The 14,331-nt window shown below is 70.3% G+C and carries 14 protein-coding genes; 7 read left to right on the top strand and 7 right to left on the bottom strand.

Features of this window, described 5'->3' with window-relative positions; translation table 11 throughout:
• The first annotated feature begins 1 nt into the window (after position 1).
• From AB0I03_RS10165 to AB0I03_RS10175, 3 genes are read left to right on the top strand one after another with little or no spacing between them, the layout of a single operon-like run.
• Positions 2-1,000 carry a tripartite tricarboxylate transporter substrate binding protein gene (locus tag AB0I03_RS10165; RefSeq protein ID WP_360409540.1) on the top strand — a complete coding sequence of 333 codons (999 nt, stop codon included), beginning with the start codon at positions 2-4 and terminating at the stop codon, positions 998-1,000.
• A complete protein-coding gene (locus AB0I03_RS10170) occupies positions 997-1,539 on the top strand; it encodes a tripartite tricarboxylate transporter TctB family protein (RefSeq protein ID WP_360409543.1) in 543 nt (180 codons plus the stop codon). The genes AB0I03_RS10165 and AB0I03_RS10170 overlap by 4 nt, the downstream gene beginning before the upstream one ends.
• A gap of 12 nt (positions 1,540-1,551) precedes the next feature.
• Complete coding sequence (locus tag AB0I03_RS10175; protein WP_360409546.1) at positions 1,552-3,060, top strand: tripartite tricarboxylate transporter permease; 1,509 nt, start codon at positions 1,552-1,554, stop codon at positions 3,058-3,060.
• Positions 3,061-3,116: 56 nt separating this feature from the next.
• On the opposite strand, the gene AB0I03_RS10180 is transcribed toward AB0I03_RS10175, so the two are convergent.
• Both AB0I03_RS10180 and AB0I03_RS10185 read right to left on the bottom strand, forming a co-directional pair.
• Positions 3,117-4,283, bottom strand: coding sequence for a DUF418 domain-containing protein (locus tag AB0I03_RS10180; RefSeq protein ID WP_360409549.1), 1,167 nt, complete (start codon positions 4,281-4,283; stop codon positions 3,117-3,119).
• 111 nt (positions 4,284-4,394) lie between these two features.
• Positions 4,395-5,168, bottom strand: a complete 774-nt coding sequence (locus AB0I03_RS10185; protein WP_360409552.1) for a DUF2306 domain-containing protein — start codon at positions 5,166-5,168, stop codon at positions 4,395-4,397.
• A 143-nt stretch (positions 5,169-5,311) separates the two neighbouring features.
• On the opposite strand from AB0I03_RS10185, the gene AB0I03_RS10190 reads away from it, so the two are divergent.
• The gene (locus AB0I03_RS10190) at positions 5,312-5,992 is read left to right on the top strand and encodes a TetR/AcrR family transcriptional regulator (protein ID WP_360409554.1); all 681 of its coding nucleotides are present in this window, start codon (positions 5,312-5,314) and stop codon (positions 5,990-5,992) included.
• Positions 5,993-6,121: 129 nt separating this feature from the next.
• On the opposite strand, the gene AB0I03_RS10195 is transcribed toward AB0I03_RS10190, so the two are convergent.
• The gene (locus AB0I03_RS10195; RefSeq protein WP_360409556.1) at positions 6,122-7,486 is read right to left on the bottom strand and encodes a dicarboxylate/amino acid:cation symporter; all 1,365 of its coding nucleotides are present in this window, start codon (positions 7,484-7,486) and stop codon (positions 6,122-6,124) included.
• A gap of 316 nt (positions 7,487-7,802) precedes the next feature.
• Here AB0I03_RS10195 and AB0I03_RS10200 point away from each other — a divergent pair, with 316 nt between their 5' ends.
• The 3 genes from AB0I03_RS10200 (at position 7,803) to AB0I03_RS10210 (ending at position 11,459) form a co-directional block, all read left to right on the top strand.
• On the top strand, positions 7,803-8,270 hold the full coding sequence (locus AB0I03_RS10200) for a CrcB family protein (protein WP_360409559.1): 468 nt from the start codon (positions 7,803-7,805) through the stop codon (positions 8,268-8,270).
• Positions 8,267-8,629: a CrcB family protein gene (locus AB0I03_RS10205; protein ID WP_360409562.1), complete on the top strand. Its 363-nt coding sequence runs from the start codon at positions 8,267-8,269 to the stop codon at positions 8,627-8,629. Before AB0I03_RS10200 ends, AB0I03_RS10205 begins: the two co-directional genes overlap by 4 nt.
• A 352-nt stretch (positions 8,630-8,981) precedes the next feature.
• Positions 8,982-11,459: a S8 family serine peptidase gene (locus AB0I03_RS10210; protein WP_360409565.1), complete on the top strand. Its 2,478-nt coding sequence runs from the start codon at positions 8,982-8,984 to the stop codon at positions 11,457-11,459.
• 55 nt (positions 11,460-11,514) lie between these two features.
• Here the strand turns inward: AB0I03_RS10210 and AB0I03_RS10215 are convergent, their stop codons facing one another.
• From AB0I03_RS10215 to AB0I03_RS10230, 4 genes are read right to left on the bottom strand one after another with little or no spacing between them, the layout of a single operon-like run.
• Entirely contained in the window at positions 11,515-12,261 is a 747-nt protein-coding gene (locus AB0I03_RS10215; RefSeq protein ID WP_360409568.1) for a hypothetical protein, read from the bottom strand.
• Positions 12,255-13,232, bottom strand: coding sequence for a hypothetical protein (locus AB0I03_RS10220; protein ID WP_360409571.1), 978 nt, complete (start codon positions 13,230-13,232; stop codon positions 12,255-12,257). The genes AB0I03_RS10215 and AB0I03_RS10220 overlap by 7 nt, the downstream gene beginning before the upstream one ends.
• Entirely contained in the window at positions 13,229-13,966 is a 738-nt protein-coding gene (locus AB0I03_RS10225; RefSeq protein ID WP_360409574.1) for a hypothetical protein, read from the bottom strand. Before AB0I03_RS10225 ends, AB0I03_RS10220 begins: the two co-directional genes overlap by 4 nt.
• Before the next feature lie 12 nt (positions 13,967-13,978).
• Positions 13,979-14,320, bottom strand: a complete 342-nt coding sequence (locus AB0I03_RS10230; protein ID WP_360409577.1) for a hypothetical protein — start codon at positions 14,318-14,320, stop codon at positions 13,979-13,981.
• Positions 14,321-14,331: the final 11 nt, after the last annotated feature.

The following is a 14,331-nucleotide window of genomic DNA, read 5'->3' on the forward strand; positions in this document are numbered from 1 at the left end:
GATGAAATTTCACCGGAGGGCCTTCCTCAGCGCCGCGGCGGCCGTCCCCCTCGCTGCCACGGCTTCGGCCTGCGGCATGACCGCCGACGACGGCGGCAGCGACGGCGGCCCCCTCACCGGTCTGCGGATCATGGTGCCCAACAGCCCCGGCGGCGGCTACGACACGACCGCCCGCTCCATCGCCCGGATCATGGAGGACGAGCAGATCGCCAAGGCCGTCGAGGTGTTCAACCTCGAAGGCGCCGGCGGCACGGTCGGCCTCCAGCGGACGGTGAGCGAATCCGGCAACGGCGACCTCGCCATGCAGATGGGCCTGGGCGTCGTCGGCGCCTCGTACACGCAGAACTCCGAGGCCAAGCTGACCGGCACCACGCCGCTCGCGAAGCTCGTCGAGGAGTCCGGCGCCATCGTCGTGCCCGCCGCGTCCCCGTTCCAGACCATGGACGACCTGGTCGCGGCCTGGTCGGGCGACCTCTCCGGCGTCACGGTCGGCGGCGGCTCCTCGCCCGGCGGCCCCGACCACCTGCTGCCGATGCAGCTGGCCATGGCCGTCGGCATCGACCCCACCCAGGTCAACTACGTCTCCTACGACGGCGGCGGCGAGCTCCTGCCCGCGCTCCTGGGCGAGAAGATCGCGTTCGGCGCCAGCGGCGTCGGCGAGTTCATCGACCAGATCGACGCCGGGCAGCTGCGCGTCCTCGCGGTCTCGGGGGCCGCGCGCGTCGACGTCGTGCCCGACGCCCCCACGTTCGCCGAATCCGGCATCGAGCTCGAGTTCACCAACTGGCGCGGCTGGGTCGCGCCCCCCGGCATCGAGGACGCCGACCGCGACAAGTGGCTCGACGCGCTCACCGCGATGCACGACTCCGCGGCCTGGCAGGACGAGCTGGCGAAGCAGGGCTGGACCGACGCGTTCATCACCGGCGACGACTTCGCGGACTTCCTCACCGAGCAGGACGCCACGGTCGCGGCGACGCTGCAGGAGCTGGGCCTGGCATGACCGTCTCCGAGAACGGCGCCGCCGAAGCGACCGAGGCGACCCTCGCCGAGGCGGACGCCGCACCGAAGCGCGACCTCGCCCAGCTGTGGGTCTGCGGCTTCCTGGCGCTCCTCGGCGTCCTGGTGATCGTGGACGCCTCCCGCCTCGGCGGCTTCACCGCCTCCAACGACCCGATCGGCCCCAAGCCGGTGCCGATCATCCTCGGCGTCCTCCTGCTGGTCCTCGCGGCGTTCTACGCGCTCAACGTGCTGCGCGGCGGCCGCGGCGAGGCCGAGAACGGCGAGGACGACGGGAACTTCGACTGGGTCACCCTCGGGCTGCTGTGCGCGGTGTTCATCGCGAACGCGCTGCTCATCGACTGGCTCGGCTGGGTGATCTCCGGCGCGCTCCTGTTCTGGGGCAGCGCGGTCGTCCTCGGCTCCCGCCGCTACCTCGTCGCGCTCGCGGCCGCCGTGGCGCTGTCGCTGGCGACGTTCTACGGGTTCGCCATCGGGCTCGGCGTCGGCCTCCCGGCCGGCGTCCTCCAGGGAATCCTCTAGGAAGGCCCGGCCATGGACAACCTCAACTCCCTGATGGACGGGTTCGCGGCGATCCTGACCCCCGGGAACCTGCTCATCGCGCTCATCGGCGTCACCATCGGCACGGCGGTCGGCGTGCTGCCCGGCCTCGGCACGGCGATGGCGGTCGCACTGCTGCTGCCGATCACGTACGGCATGGAGCCGACCCAGGCGTTCATCATGTTCGGCGGCATCTTCTACGGCGGCATGTACGGCGGTTCGACCACGTCGATCCTGCTCAACACCCCCGGCCAGTCGTCCTCGGTGGTGACGGTCCTCGAGGGCTTCAAGATGGCGAAGAACGGCCGGGGCGGGCAGGCCCTGGCGACGGCCGCGATCGGCTCGTTCGTGGCCGGGACCATCGCGACCCTGGCGCTGGTGTTCGTCACGCCGATCACCGTGCAGTTCGCGATCACCCTGGGCGCACCGGACTACTTCGCGATCATGGTGCTGGCGCTCATGGCGACCGCCTCGGTGCTCGGCTCCTCCCGGATCCGCGGATTCGCCGCGCTCCTGGTCGGCCTCGTCATCGGCACCATCGGCATCGACGCGGTGACCGGCCAGCAGCGGCTCACGTACGGCGTGCCGGAACTGGCCAGCGGCGTCGACGTCATCATCGTCGCGGTCGGCATCTTCGCCGTCGGCGAGGCACTGTGGACGGCCGCGCGGCTCAAGGCCGCCTCCGCGGAGGTCATCCCGGTCGGCAAGGTGTGGATGGGGAAGTCGGACTGGAAGCGGTCGTGGGGGCCCTGGCTGCGCGGCTCGGCGCTCGGCTTCCCGTTCGGGGCGGTGCCGGCCGGCGGTGCGGAGCTGCCGACGTTCCTGTCGTACATCCTCGAACGGCGCTTCTCGAAGCACAAGCACGAGTTCGGGAACGGCGCGATCGAAGGCGTCGCGGGGCCGGAGGCCGCCAACAACGCGTCGGCGGCGGGCACGATGGTGCCGATGCTGGCGCTGGGCCTGCCGGTGAACGCGACGGCCGCGGTGATGCTGGCGGCGTTCCAGAACTACGGGATCCAGCCGGGCCCGCTCCTGTTCGCGAAGGAGTCGGCGCTGGTGTGGACGCTCATCGCGAGCCTGTTCGTGGGCAACATAATGCTGCTGGTGCTGAACCTGCCGCTGATCCCGGTGTGGGTGAAGCTGCTGCGCATCCCGAAGCCGTACCTGTACGCGGGCATCCTGTTCTTCGCCTCGATGGGCGCGTACGCGGTGAACGCGCAGCCGTTCGACCTGTTCCTGCTGCTCACGCTCGGGTTGATCGGGCTCGCCATGCGCCGCTTCGGGCTCCCGGTGCTGCCGCTGATCGTCGGCCTCATCCTGGGGCCGATGGCCGAGCGGCAGGCGCGCATGTCGCTGCAGCTCTCGGGCGGCGACCTGTCGGGCCTGATCGGCGGGCCGGTGTCGTGGACGGTGTACGGGGTGCTGGCGGTGATCGTCCTGTGGCCGCTGGTGTCGCTGCTGCGCCGCCGCGCGGTGAGGGAGCGCGAGACCGTCGCGGCTTGATGCAAGAGGGGGAGGTGCGGGCCGGTCGTCGACCGGCCCGCACCTGTGTTCGCCTCCTAGCGGATGACGGCCTTCTGCAGCATCTCGGCGGGGCCGGTGCTGAAGCGGCGCAGCCAGAGGCGCGATCCGATGAGCAGGACCGCGCTGATCGCGGCCCAGAGGCCGACGACGAACCACGGGTTCGCGCCGTACCGTGCGGCGAGGCCGAGCCCCCAGCCGTAGCAGATCACCGACGCGAGCAGGTTCTGGAGGATGTAGCCGCTCAGCGCGGTGCGGCCGAGGCTTTCGAAGGCGGACATGACGATCCCGCGCCGCGCCTTCTCCACGATCAACCCGACGAGCCCGATGTAGCCGAGCATGACCACCGGCCCGACCGCGTACCGCTCGACGAAGAACAGCTCGTCGGGGCCGAACACGAGCGCGGTGTTGAGCGGGAGGCCGATGCCGAGGCCCCATCCGAGGAGGCGGCGGCGGATCCGGCCGCCCGCCTCGTCGCCGCCGAACGCTCCCGCGCGGAAGAGCTTGACGCCCAGCATGAACAGGAAGATCAGGAGCGGGAGGGTGACGACCGGTTCGATGCGGAAGGCCAGGGCGTTGCCGAGGCGCACCTGGACCTGCTCGATCCAGGTGCCGGAGGCGTAGAGCGCCTCGATCTCCGGATCGGCTTCGGTCGCGAGTTCCGGGCCGGTGAGCAGCACGGCGGTGATGAGGCCCATGAGGGCGAGGTGCAGGCCGAGCATGGTCCACATGACCGCGTTCTGCGCGCGGTGCGAGCGTTTCAGCAGCCAGGCCACGAGGATCGCGGTGACGGCGTACCCCATGAGCACGTCCCAGGCGAACAGCAGGACGAAGTGGACGGTGCCTTCGGCGAAGAGGAACAGGGCCCGCCAGTGGTAGCGGCCGGGCCAGCGGCGGCCCTGCTTCTCCGCGGAGCGGTACTGGATCGCGAGGCCGACGCCGAAGAGGACGGTGAGCATCGACAGGAACTTGCCGTTGGCGAGCAGCTGGAGCAGGTTGCCCGCGATGCTGCCGTCGGTGATGTCGGCGCTGATCAGCGGGCCAGCTTCGCCGTACTTCGAGGTGAAGAGCCAGATGTTGGTGCCGAGCGTGCCGAGGATCGCGACGCCGCGGAGCACGTCGAGCAGCGGCAGGCGGTCTTTTCGAGGGCGCTGTGATACCGGTGCGGTTTCGACGGCCTGGGCCGCCGCGGTGGAGGTGTGCATGTACTCAGGTTCGCGCGCCGCGGGCCCGAAAGAATCCTTCCCCGGCATGGACTTTCATGCTTGAACGGGGCGACCGGGGGTGCAGGTCCGGCCGCCCCGAAAGTCGCAGGCTCAGGCGCCGACTGCGACTTTGGTGGCAGGCCCGGTGCGCTTGACGCCCGGTTTCCGGGGGCGCCGCGGCTTCCGGTCGAGCCACCACTGGGCGAGCATGAGGTTGACGATCCAGCTCGTCCAGATCGAGGCGATGGCCGCGTCCAGGATGAGCGGCTCCATCTCGCCGCCGTAGTAGCCGTCCAGGAACGGCATGAGGCCGACGATGAACAGCGCCATCCACACCCGGTTGAGCACAATGGAGGTGCAGAGCGCGAAGCTGCGGATCATCCAGCGGCGGTGCTCCTGGAACCTCCGGCGCCGGGCCGCCACGAACCCCATGAAGGTGAAGCCGAGCCACAGCGACGCGCCCAGGAGGTTCCCGATCTTCCCGGCCGGGCCGATCACCGACATGACGGCGACGATCATCGCGAACACGCCGGAGGGCAGGACGCCGGCGAAGACGTACAGGCGGCCGGAGATCCGGTGCACCTTCGGGTGGTGCTGCCGCAGCCACGGCCAGACCTGCATCGAGCAGGTGATGATCGCGATGGAGCCGAACAGGATGTGCCCGGTGAGCATCAGGTAGTGCGTCTCGGGGAAGGCCGCTTGGAGCTCCACGAGCGAGTCGCCGGTGTCGAAGGTGAGGTAGCTGGGCAGGCGCGCGGCCACGAACAGGCCCACGATCAGGAACAGCGGCACGATCCAAGGGCGGCGGTACCACTTCGGTCCCGCCTCGGCGGGCGGGGCCGCGGGTGTCTGCGGCGGTTCGGCGAGGAGGGTGGGCTCGGCCATGGGGTGTCTCCGATCTCGCGGTCCGATCGCTGCGTATGCGATACGCTAATTAGCGTACCTCATACGCAGGACCGATGGTCGCCCCCGCATCCGGCCGCGACGTAGGCTGCGGTGCACGAGGCGAGAGCGGAAGGGACGCACCAGTGGGCACAGGCGACTACGAACTGCTCTGGGGCGAGGCGGACCGCCCCGCCCGCGGACGCCCGGCGGGCCTCAGCCGCGAGCGCATCGTCGCCGAAGCCGTCGCCATCGCCGACACCGAAGGCCTGCAGAAGGTCTCGATGAAGCACCTGGCCGAGCGGCTCGGCAGCGGCGTCATGTCCCTCTACCGCCACGTCCCCGGCAAGGACGAGCTCGTCCTGCTCATGTACGACTCCCTCATGGCGGGGCCGCTGCCGCTCCCCGATGCCGACACCTGGCGGGAGACGCTGCGGCTCTGGGGTTTCGGGGTGCGCGAGCTCTTCACGACCCACCCGTGGGCCATCGTCGTCGGGACCGCCGAACGGCCCATGGGCCCGGGCGAGGCCGGCTGGGTCGACGCCGTCATCGGCCGCCTCACCGCCGTCGGCATGCCCCCCGAACTCGCCCTCGTCTCCGTGCTCACGGTCGACTGCTTCGTGCTCGGCGCGGTCCGCCCCGAACTGGGCGGCGGCGGCGAAGCCGATCTCTTCCAGTTCCTCGCCGACCCCGCGATGCGCGCGCGCTTCCCCAACCTCGCGCCGCTCGCCTCCTCCGAGTCGGACGCCGCCATGGGCGACTACTTCGCGTTCGGCCTCGAACGCGTCCTCGACGGCCTCGAGCATCACATCGAGACGAGCGCATAGAAAACGGGGACCGGCCCCGAAGGGCCGGCCCCCGCCATTTCAGGAGAGAACAAAGCTGAAATCCTATAGGATATATCCTATGGGTTTTTCGACCCGGGCCCCGAATCCTATAGGATATATCGTATAGGGCTACGCGGGTTGAAGCGCAGGATCACCGCGGCGCGGCGACTCGCCCGAACCCCGGTCCTCAGCGGCACCGCCGAACGACGCCTCGACGTCCAGCGGCACCGGGGCCGCGTCGTACACCTCGCGGTCGAGGATCTTCTCCGACTTCGCCACGATCACCGGCACCACCATCTGCCCGGTCACGTTCGTGGCCGTGCGGATCATGTCCATGATCGGGTCGATCGCCAGCAGCAGGCCCACGCCCTCGAGCGGCAGGCCCAGCGTCGAGAGCGTCAGGGTCAGCATCACCGTCGCGCCGGTCAGGCCCGCCGTCGCCGCCGAGCCGATCACCGACACGAACGCGATGAGCAGGTAGTCCTGCACGCCCAGCGGCACCCCGTACACCTGCGCCACGAAGATCGCGGCGATGGCCGGGTAGATCGCGGCGCAACCGTCCATCTTCGTCGTCGCCCCGAACGGCGACGCGAACGACGCGTAATCGCGCGCCACGCCCAAGCGCTCGGTCACGATCCGCTGCGCCAGCGGCAGCGTGCCCACCGAGGAGCGCGACACGAACGCGAACTGGATCGCCGGCCACGCCTTGCGGAAGAACTGCACCGGCGACACCTTCGCGACGAAGCGCAGCAGCACCGGGTAGACCACGAGCATCACGATGAGCGCGCCCGCGTAGATGTCGATGCTGAACACCGCGAGCGGCTCCAGCAGGTCCCACCCGTACGCGAACACCGAGTTGCCGATGAGCGCCGCAGTGCCGATGGGCGCCAAGCGGATCACCCACCACAGAGCCTTCTGGATCAGGGCCAGCGCCGACTCGTTGAACTTCAGGAACGGCTCGGCCTTGTCGCCGAGCTTCGCCGCCGCCGCGCCGACGACGATCGCGAGGAACACGATCTGCAGCACGTTCACGTTCACGAACGCATCGACGACATTGGTGGGGATGATCCCGGTCAGGAAGTCCGTCCAGGAGCCGGTTGTTTCAGGAGCCCCGGCGGAGCTCGTCAGGGTCACACCCTCGCCCGGGTTCGTGGTCAGGCCGATGGCGAGGCCGATCGCGACGGCGATGGCCGAGGTGAGCGCGAACCAGCCGAGGGTCTTGGCGACCAGGCGGCCCGCGTTCGCGAGGTTGCGCAGGTTCGCGATCGAGGCGACGATCGCGGTGAACACCAGGAACGGCACGATCAGGAACAGGAGCTGCACGAACAGCGTCCCGATCGTCTCGAGCGTGGTGCCGAGCCAGGCGACGGTCCATTCACGGGCGACGTACCCGAGGACGAGGCCGAGCGCGAGGCCGATCAGGAGCTGCCACGCGAACGGGATCTTGAAGCGCTTGCGCTGCGCGGTGTCGTTTGCTGCCGCGGATGCGGACATGGTGAACCTCTTGGATTCTGGGCAGACAGCAGGGCGCGGCCCGGCTGCGGGATTACTGGAGAACGCTGGGGTGGCTCGAGGCCAGCGAGAAAAGGGGGTCTTCGGCGAGCCCGCCGGTGAAGAGGTTCTGGCTACGGACAGAGCACAGTGGACACGCGGCAGAAGTCGAGGTGACGCCTGCGTGTCAGGTGCTGGTCAGTGATCGTGTAGCGCATCGTTCACAAGGCTAGCGGCACTCGCATAACGGACGCAAGGATCAGTGAGAGACCGCATACGGCCCGGCCCGCGGGAATATCGCGGCGACTAGATTCAAGCCGTGCCCGACACCAGCCAGCCGCCGCACCGCGAACCCGAGCGCCGCCCGCCCCTGCGCCACGCGCTGCGTTCCGCCTCCGTGCCCGCCCTGGCCGCGGTCGCCGTCGGCGGCGCGATCGGCGCGCTCGCCCGGTACGGCCTCACCGTCGCCTTCCCCGCCTCCCCGGGCACGTTCCCCCTGGCCACGTTCACGGCGAACACGCTCGGCGGCCTGCTCATCGGCGTCCTCATGATCACCGTCACCGAGGTCGCGCCGGGCCTGGGCCGCATCCGCCCGTTCGTCGGCGTCGGCATCCTCGGCGGCTTCACGACCTTCTCCACGTACATCCTCGACATCGGCCGCGCCGCGAACGCCGGCGCAACCGCGCTCGCCGTCGTCTACGCCTTCGCGACGATGGCCGCGGCGCTCCTCGCCGCCGCCCTCGGCATGTTCGCGACCCGCCGCCTCCTCGTCCGGCGCCGCGCATGATCCTGCTCCTCGTGGCCGCCGGCGCCGCCGTCGGCGCGCCCGCCCGCTTCCTGACCGACCTCGTCGTCGCGCACTACGCGGGCCGGTTCCTGCCCTGGGGCACGCTGGTCGTCAACGTGTTCGGGTCCGGCCTGGCCGTGTTCCTCGCCGTCGCCGTGACCGACGCCGACTGGACGGCACTGCTCGTCACCGGCTTCTGCGGCGCGCTCACCACCTATTCGACGCTCTCGTACGAGACGCTGCTGCTCGTCGAGAACGGGCGCTGGCGGCACGCGCTCTGGAACGTCGCCGCGAACCTCGCGGGCGGCCTCGCCGCCGGCCTTCTCGGCTTCGCGCTCGCGCACCTCCTCACCGCCTGACCGGTCCGATCCGGCCGACCGCCCGCTCTTCCACCAGGCCGACCGGGCCGACCGCGCCGAACTCCCGCCGACCCCGCAGGCGATGTCGGACCCCTGCGGCACCCTTGAAACCGGGGGCCCATCTATGCCCGTTTTGAAGGCTGACGCCTGACTCGTCCCTCCGATCCCGACACGCGGCTGCGGCAAATGCGCGGTTCGGACGCCGCCATGCCCCACGATCGAGGTCCTGCCATAGCTGCCGGTCGGGGTCCCGGGCATCCGGTGCGCCCTGACCGGCACGACTCGAAAGGGACCCCTGATGCCGGGCTCGCGCCGCACTGCTCTCCACCGCCTTCGGCCCACCGCGTTCCGCATGCGGACGACCGCCGTCGTCGCCGCGGCCCTCGCGCTGCCACTGCTGGCCTCCTCTTCCATTGCGGCCCAAGCAAACCCGGATGCAGGATCCCCCCGTGTCTGGCTGGTCGAACTGGCCCCCGGCGCGGGCGCGTCCGCGCTCGACGCCGCCGCGCACAACCTGGACTACACGGTCCGGCACGACTTCTCGCGCATCTGGAACGGCGTCTCCGTCGAGACCGACCCGGCCACCGCCCGCCGCCTCGAGCGCCTCGACCTGGTCGAGCAGGTCTGGTCCGACGTCCTCCTCATGGGCCCCGCCCGCGTCGGCGACGAAGCCGTCTCCGAGGAGGCGCAACCCGAACTGGCCCAGGCGATCGAGACCACGCGCGCGGCGGACGCCCACGACCGGGGCATCACCGGCGACGGCGTCAAGGTCGGCATCATCGACACCGGCATCGACTACACCCACCCCGACCTCGGCGGCTGCTTCGGCGACGATTGCCGGGTCGCGTACGGCACCGACTTCGTCGGCGACGAGTTCGACTCCGACGACCCCGCGAACGCCGAGCCCACACCGGACGACGACCCGACCGACTGCGGCGGCCACGGCACCCATGTCGCGGGCATCGTGGGCGCGAACGGGCAGGTCACCGGCGTCGCCCCCGATGTCGAGTTCGGGGCGTACAAGGTGTTCGGCTGCAACGGCTCCACCAGCTCCGAGGTAATCATGCAGGCGCTCGAAGCCGCCCTTGAAGACGGCATGGACGTCGTGAACCTCTCGCTCGGCCAGTCCTTCCAGTGGCCCGGCTACCCGACCGCCGTCGCCGCGGACAAGCTCGTCGAAGAGGGCGTCACGGTCGTCGCCTCGATGGGCAACGACGGCGAAGCGGGCGTCTACTCGGGCTCGGCGCCGAGCCTCGGCTCCGACGTGATCGCCGTGGCCTCCACCGACAACCCGAAGCAGCGCATGGACGCCGCGTACGTCCCGGACCTGGACCGCGGCATCGGCTACCGCAGCATCGACGAGACCCCCGAGCCCGAACCGGGTTCGGCCACCGACCCGCTGGTGTGGCTCGGCCGCGCCTGCCCTGAGGACGCCTCCGAGACGGACGTCGCCGGCAAGGCCGCGCTCATCGTGCGCGGCACCTGCACGTTCAAGGAGAAGTACGCGCGCGCGGTCGCCGAAGGCGCGACGAGCGTCGTCATCTACAACGACCGCTCGGGTCCCTTCGGCGGCAGCGGCATCGAGGACGGACCCGTCCCGGCGCTCGCCGTCACCGACACCGACGGCGCGGACCTGCACGACCTCGCCGCCATCGGCAAGGCCCCGGTCCTGGAGTTCACCGGAGAGACGGTCCTGGTCGACCTCCCGCGCGGCGACTTCGCGTCCTCGTTCACCGCTTACGGGCCCGCCCCGGACCTCTCGTTCAAACCGGACGTGACCGCTCCCGGCGGGGGCATCTGGTCCACGGTCCCGGTGGCCGACGGCTCCTACGCGTCCCTCTCGGGCACGTCGATGTCCTCCCCGCACGTCGCCGGCGCCGCCGCGCTCCTGCTCGACGACGACCCGCGCCTCGAACCGCGCGACGTGCGCACCCGGCTCGCCAACGCCGCCAAGCCGGTCACCTGGGGCGACAACCCCGACCTCGGCGAACTCGAAGCGGCCCACCGCCAGGGCACCGGCGTCATCGACGTGATCGACGCCCTCGACGCCGAGGCCTGCCTCTATCCCACGGGCGTCAACACCGGCGACGGCACGGGCCCGCGCACCTTTGAACTCCAGCTCACCTCGCGCGACCACGAGACCCGCACTTACGAACTCACCCACCGCTCCACGATCGCCACCACCGGCGACACGCGGGCGCCCGGCTTCGTTGCGGCCGAACCGAACGTCACGTTCGAACCGAAGACCCTCGACCTCTACCCGGGCCAGACGGCCACCGTCCAAGTGACCGTCGAACCCAGCGCAGACCTGCCCGAGGGCAGCGTCTTCGGCGGCCGCATCACCGCCCGCCCCGAGACCGGCGAATCACTGACCGCCGCGTACTCCGGCTACCAGGGCGACTACCTGGCGATCCCGGTCCTCGACCACCCCGAGTTCCCCCGCCTCGCCGCGGTCGTCGGCCAGGACACGGAGACCCACCAGTTCGACTACCGCGACATCGAGGAGGGCGAGACCTTCAGCCTCACCGAGGGCCCCGACCTCGCGGCGCTCGTCTACCTGGGCCACCAGGTATCCGCGATGGAGGTCAGCGCCGTGAACACCACCACCGGCGAAGTGCTCGACTGGGAACGCGAGCAGTTCCTCCCGCGCTCCCCCGGCCCCGACGACGCCATGGGCATCCACCTGCAAGACCTCACCGAAGCCCGCCCCGGCGCCCTCGAACCGGGCCAATGGACCCTTCACATCAAGGTCCTCAAAGCCCTAGGCGACGAGGCGAACCCGGCCCACTGGGAGCAGTGGACCTCGCCGGCCTTCACCCTCACCGAATAGCGAACCGCCTGCAGCGCACTCGGGCCGCGATCCCTTCGGATCGCGGCCCGACCGCTCACTCGGTCAATGCGAGGAGCCCGCGGTGCGCCTCCCGCAGCAGCTCCTCGGCCAGGTCGGCGGCGCCGGACGCCCGCAGCTCCCGTTCCTGCTCACTCCAGCCGCCGTCGAGTGCGACGCGCACCTCGACCTTCAGGACGGCGGTGTCCGTCCGGGCCAGTCCCCAGGCCCAGACGCCCGGGTACATGCCGCCGTCCCTGACCGACGAGACCACGACCGCGGCATCGGGCATGTCCTGCAGCCAGATGCCGTCGAGCTGCGCGTCCCCCTGGCCCGGCTGGCCCATCGCGCCCTGCTCGAACTCCTGCACGTACTCCAGATAGGTGCCGTTGAGATAGACGTCGAGCAGCTCGACCGCCTCGTCGACCGATCCCGCCGGCACCGCGGCCACATCGACCACGGCCGGGACGACGCGCGCGATCGCCGCCTCGCCGCCCGCGTCGACGAGCATCTCGGTGAGGCACCCGACCGCGTCGTACTCCAAGTGCTCCACGTAGAGATGACGGTCCTCGTTGCGCTCCACCAGGACCTCCGTCGCGGAGAGGGCGTCGGCGGCCGTGCCGGTGCCCGCCGTCTCGCACCAGTCGGCTTCGAGCACGAGCCCCGCCAACTGATCCGCGCGCTCGTCGGCGGCGGTGACGTCCTCGGGAAGCGCCTCACTCGCGTGCTCAGGGGCGGACGACTGGCATCCGGCGAGGACCACCAGTGCCACCGCCACCACCGGGAACCGCACGCGGTTCACCACCGGCCCTCCGCCAGAAGGTCGCCGGCCCGCTCCTGGTAGCGCTCCACCGCGTCCGAAAAGGCGTGGTAGTCGACTTCGTGGTCGGCGACGAACTGGTCCATGTACTCCCAGAGCACGTCGAACCGCGTCTCGTCGAGGCCGACCTCCTCATTGCAGACCGCGTCCGCGTAAGCCTGCTCGGCCTCCTCAGGGCTGATCGCGGTGGCGTAGACGAACTCGCCCGCCTCCGGATCGGCGTCCCGGAGCCGGAACTGCATCACCGCCAGCTCGGCGTCGATCGGCCGGTCGTAGACATACCCGGCGGACTCCATGCAGACACTCCACTCGACCTGCACATCGAGGACCCGCTCATCCTCCATCGCCGCGGCGACGGGGGCCACTGACGTTGCGGCGTACTCCAAGTCGAGGTAGTCCCTGAGCTCGTCATGCGAGCCGTACAGCTCCCGCACGACCTCCCCGATGCAGCCGCCCTCCGGGTACTCCCGCTCGAACAGCACCTCCTGGTCCGGTTCGGCGCCAGGGAACGTATCGGGCTGCGAGGCGGGGTCGAACAGCAGGTCGGCGTACCCCTCGCCACCGAGGTCGTCGTAGTAGGCGCTGGTCTCCTCCATGTCCCACTGCGGCGTGTTGACCAACTCCGGCTGCCGCCCGAACAGGTAGGAGCGGGAGTACCCGACCTCCTTGGCCTCCTCGACGGAGGGCCGCGGGTTGAACTCCCAGAAGCCGTTGTACTCGTCCTGCGCGGGCGGATCGGTGAAGGCGTGCTCGGTCCAGCCGAGGGACTCCATGCAGGTGCGGTACAGCCGGGCCTGGATCAGCTCGAGCTCGTAGACCTGCTCGAGGTTGTGGAGGTAGGCGGCGCGGAGCCCTTCGACGTCGACCTCCTTCGCGTCATCGGAACATCCGGCGGACAGTGCGACGCCGACAGCGGCCGCCACGGCGGCCAGGAACTTCACTCGTGGTTGCTTCATCGCCTTGCAATCAGGTCGGACTGGGCACCGGTACCGCAGTGCAGGGAGAGTGCTGACTCGTTCGGGTCGAACATGCCGCCCCCGATCTCGTCGAGCCATTCGGGAGTGGCGGCCCCTGGCGTGCAAGGGCTCCAGTCGGTCGGGGAGAGGACGGCGGTCGCGTTGAGCCAGGCCAGGTAGTCGTCCACGTAGAGCCGCTGGCAGTCGATGGCGAGCGACACCCCGGTCCCGTCGTCGAAGGTGTCGTACCCGCCGTCCTCAAGCAGGCCGAGCGCGATGGTCGGCGCTCCCCCGGCCGGGTCGAGGCGCAGGGCGTAGCCGAGGACGCGATGCCCGTACCCGGACCCGACGCTCGCCATGCAGGAGCGGACGCCGTCCAAGACCGTCCAGGCCGCCTCGGCGTCCGGCCCGGCTTCGATCGCCTCCACTTGGAGCGCGGCGCCTTCCTCGAATTGCGCGGCGGTCAGGGGCGCGTGCACGGACACGTCCTCAGCGAGTTCCACCGGGTCCGGTTCGATCACCCCGCTCATCGTCCCGGGGTAGCCCCGCACGGGCCGGTCGACGCCGTCCCCGACGTCGAACCCCGTGGTCCGCGGCCGAAGCTCGCGGACCACGAGGTCCCAGTGGTCGTCAGACGGTTCCGTTTCAGTGCACGCGGCCGTTGCGATCAGCATGAGCAGTGCCGACGCGATCGCGATCAGATGGCGTGGACGGAAGGCGGCTTTGTCTGACATTGGTTGTCGCCGTTACACGTACGAGTAACCGCTGCCGATGGGGGTCGTGTGGTAGCCCTTGGTCATGCCGCTCGAAGTGCAGGACCCGGAGTGCTGTCCGCCGTTGCTGCACTTCAGGGTCGAGCCGGTGTAGCCCGCGGCCCCGTAGCCGAACCCGCACGAACCCGAGTACGGCCCGGTCGTGATCTTCGTGGAAGTGGAGCTCCCGGCGGTGGTGCAGCCACCCTTGGACCAGGCCACCGCCCCGGCTTCGGCGGGCGCGGCCACCGCGAGGCCGAGGCCCGCGGCGACGATGAAGGACCCGACGAGTGCGGCGCCTCTTCGGGCGAATTGACGGACTTTGGGTGAGGTCATGATGACTCCTG

The organism is Glycomyces sp. NPDC021274 (genome assembly GCF_040641195.1).
In the GTDB taxonomy this organism is placed as follows: domain Bacteria; phylum Actinomycetota; class Actinomycetes; order Mycobacteriales; family Micromonosporaceae; genus Glycomyces.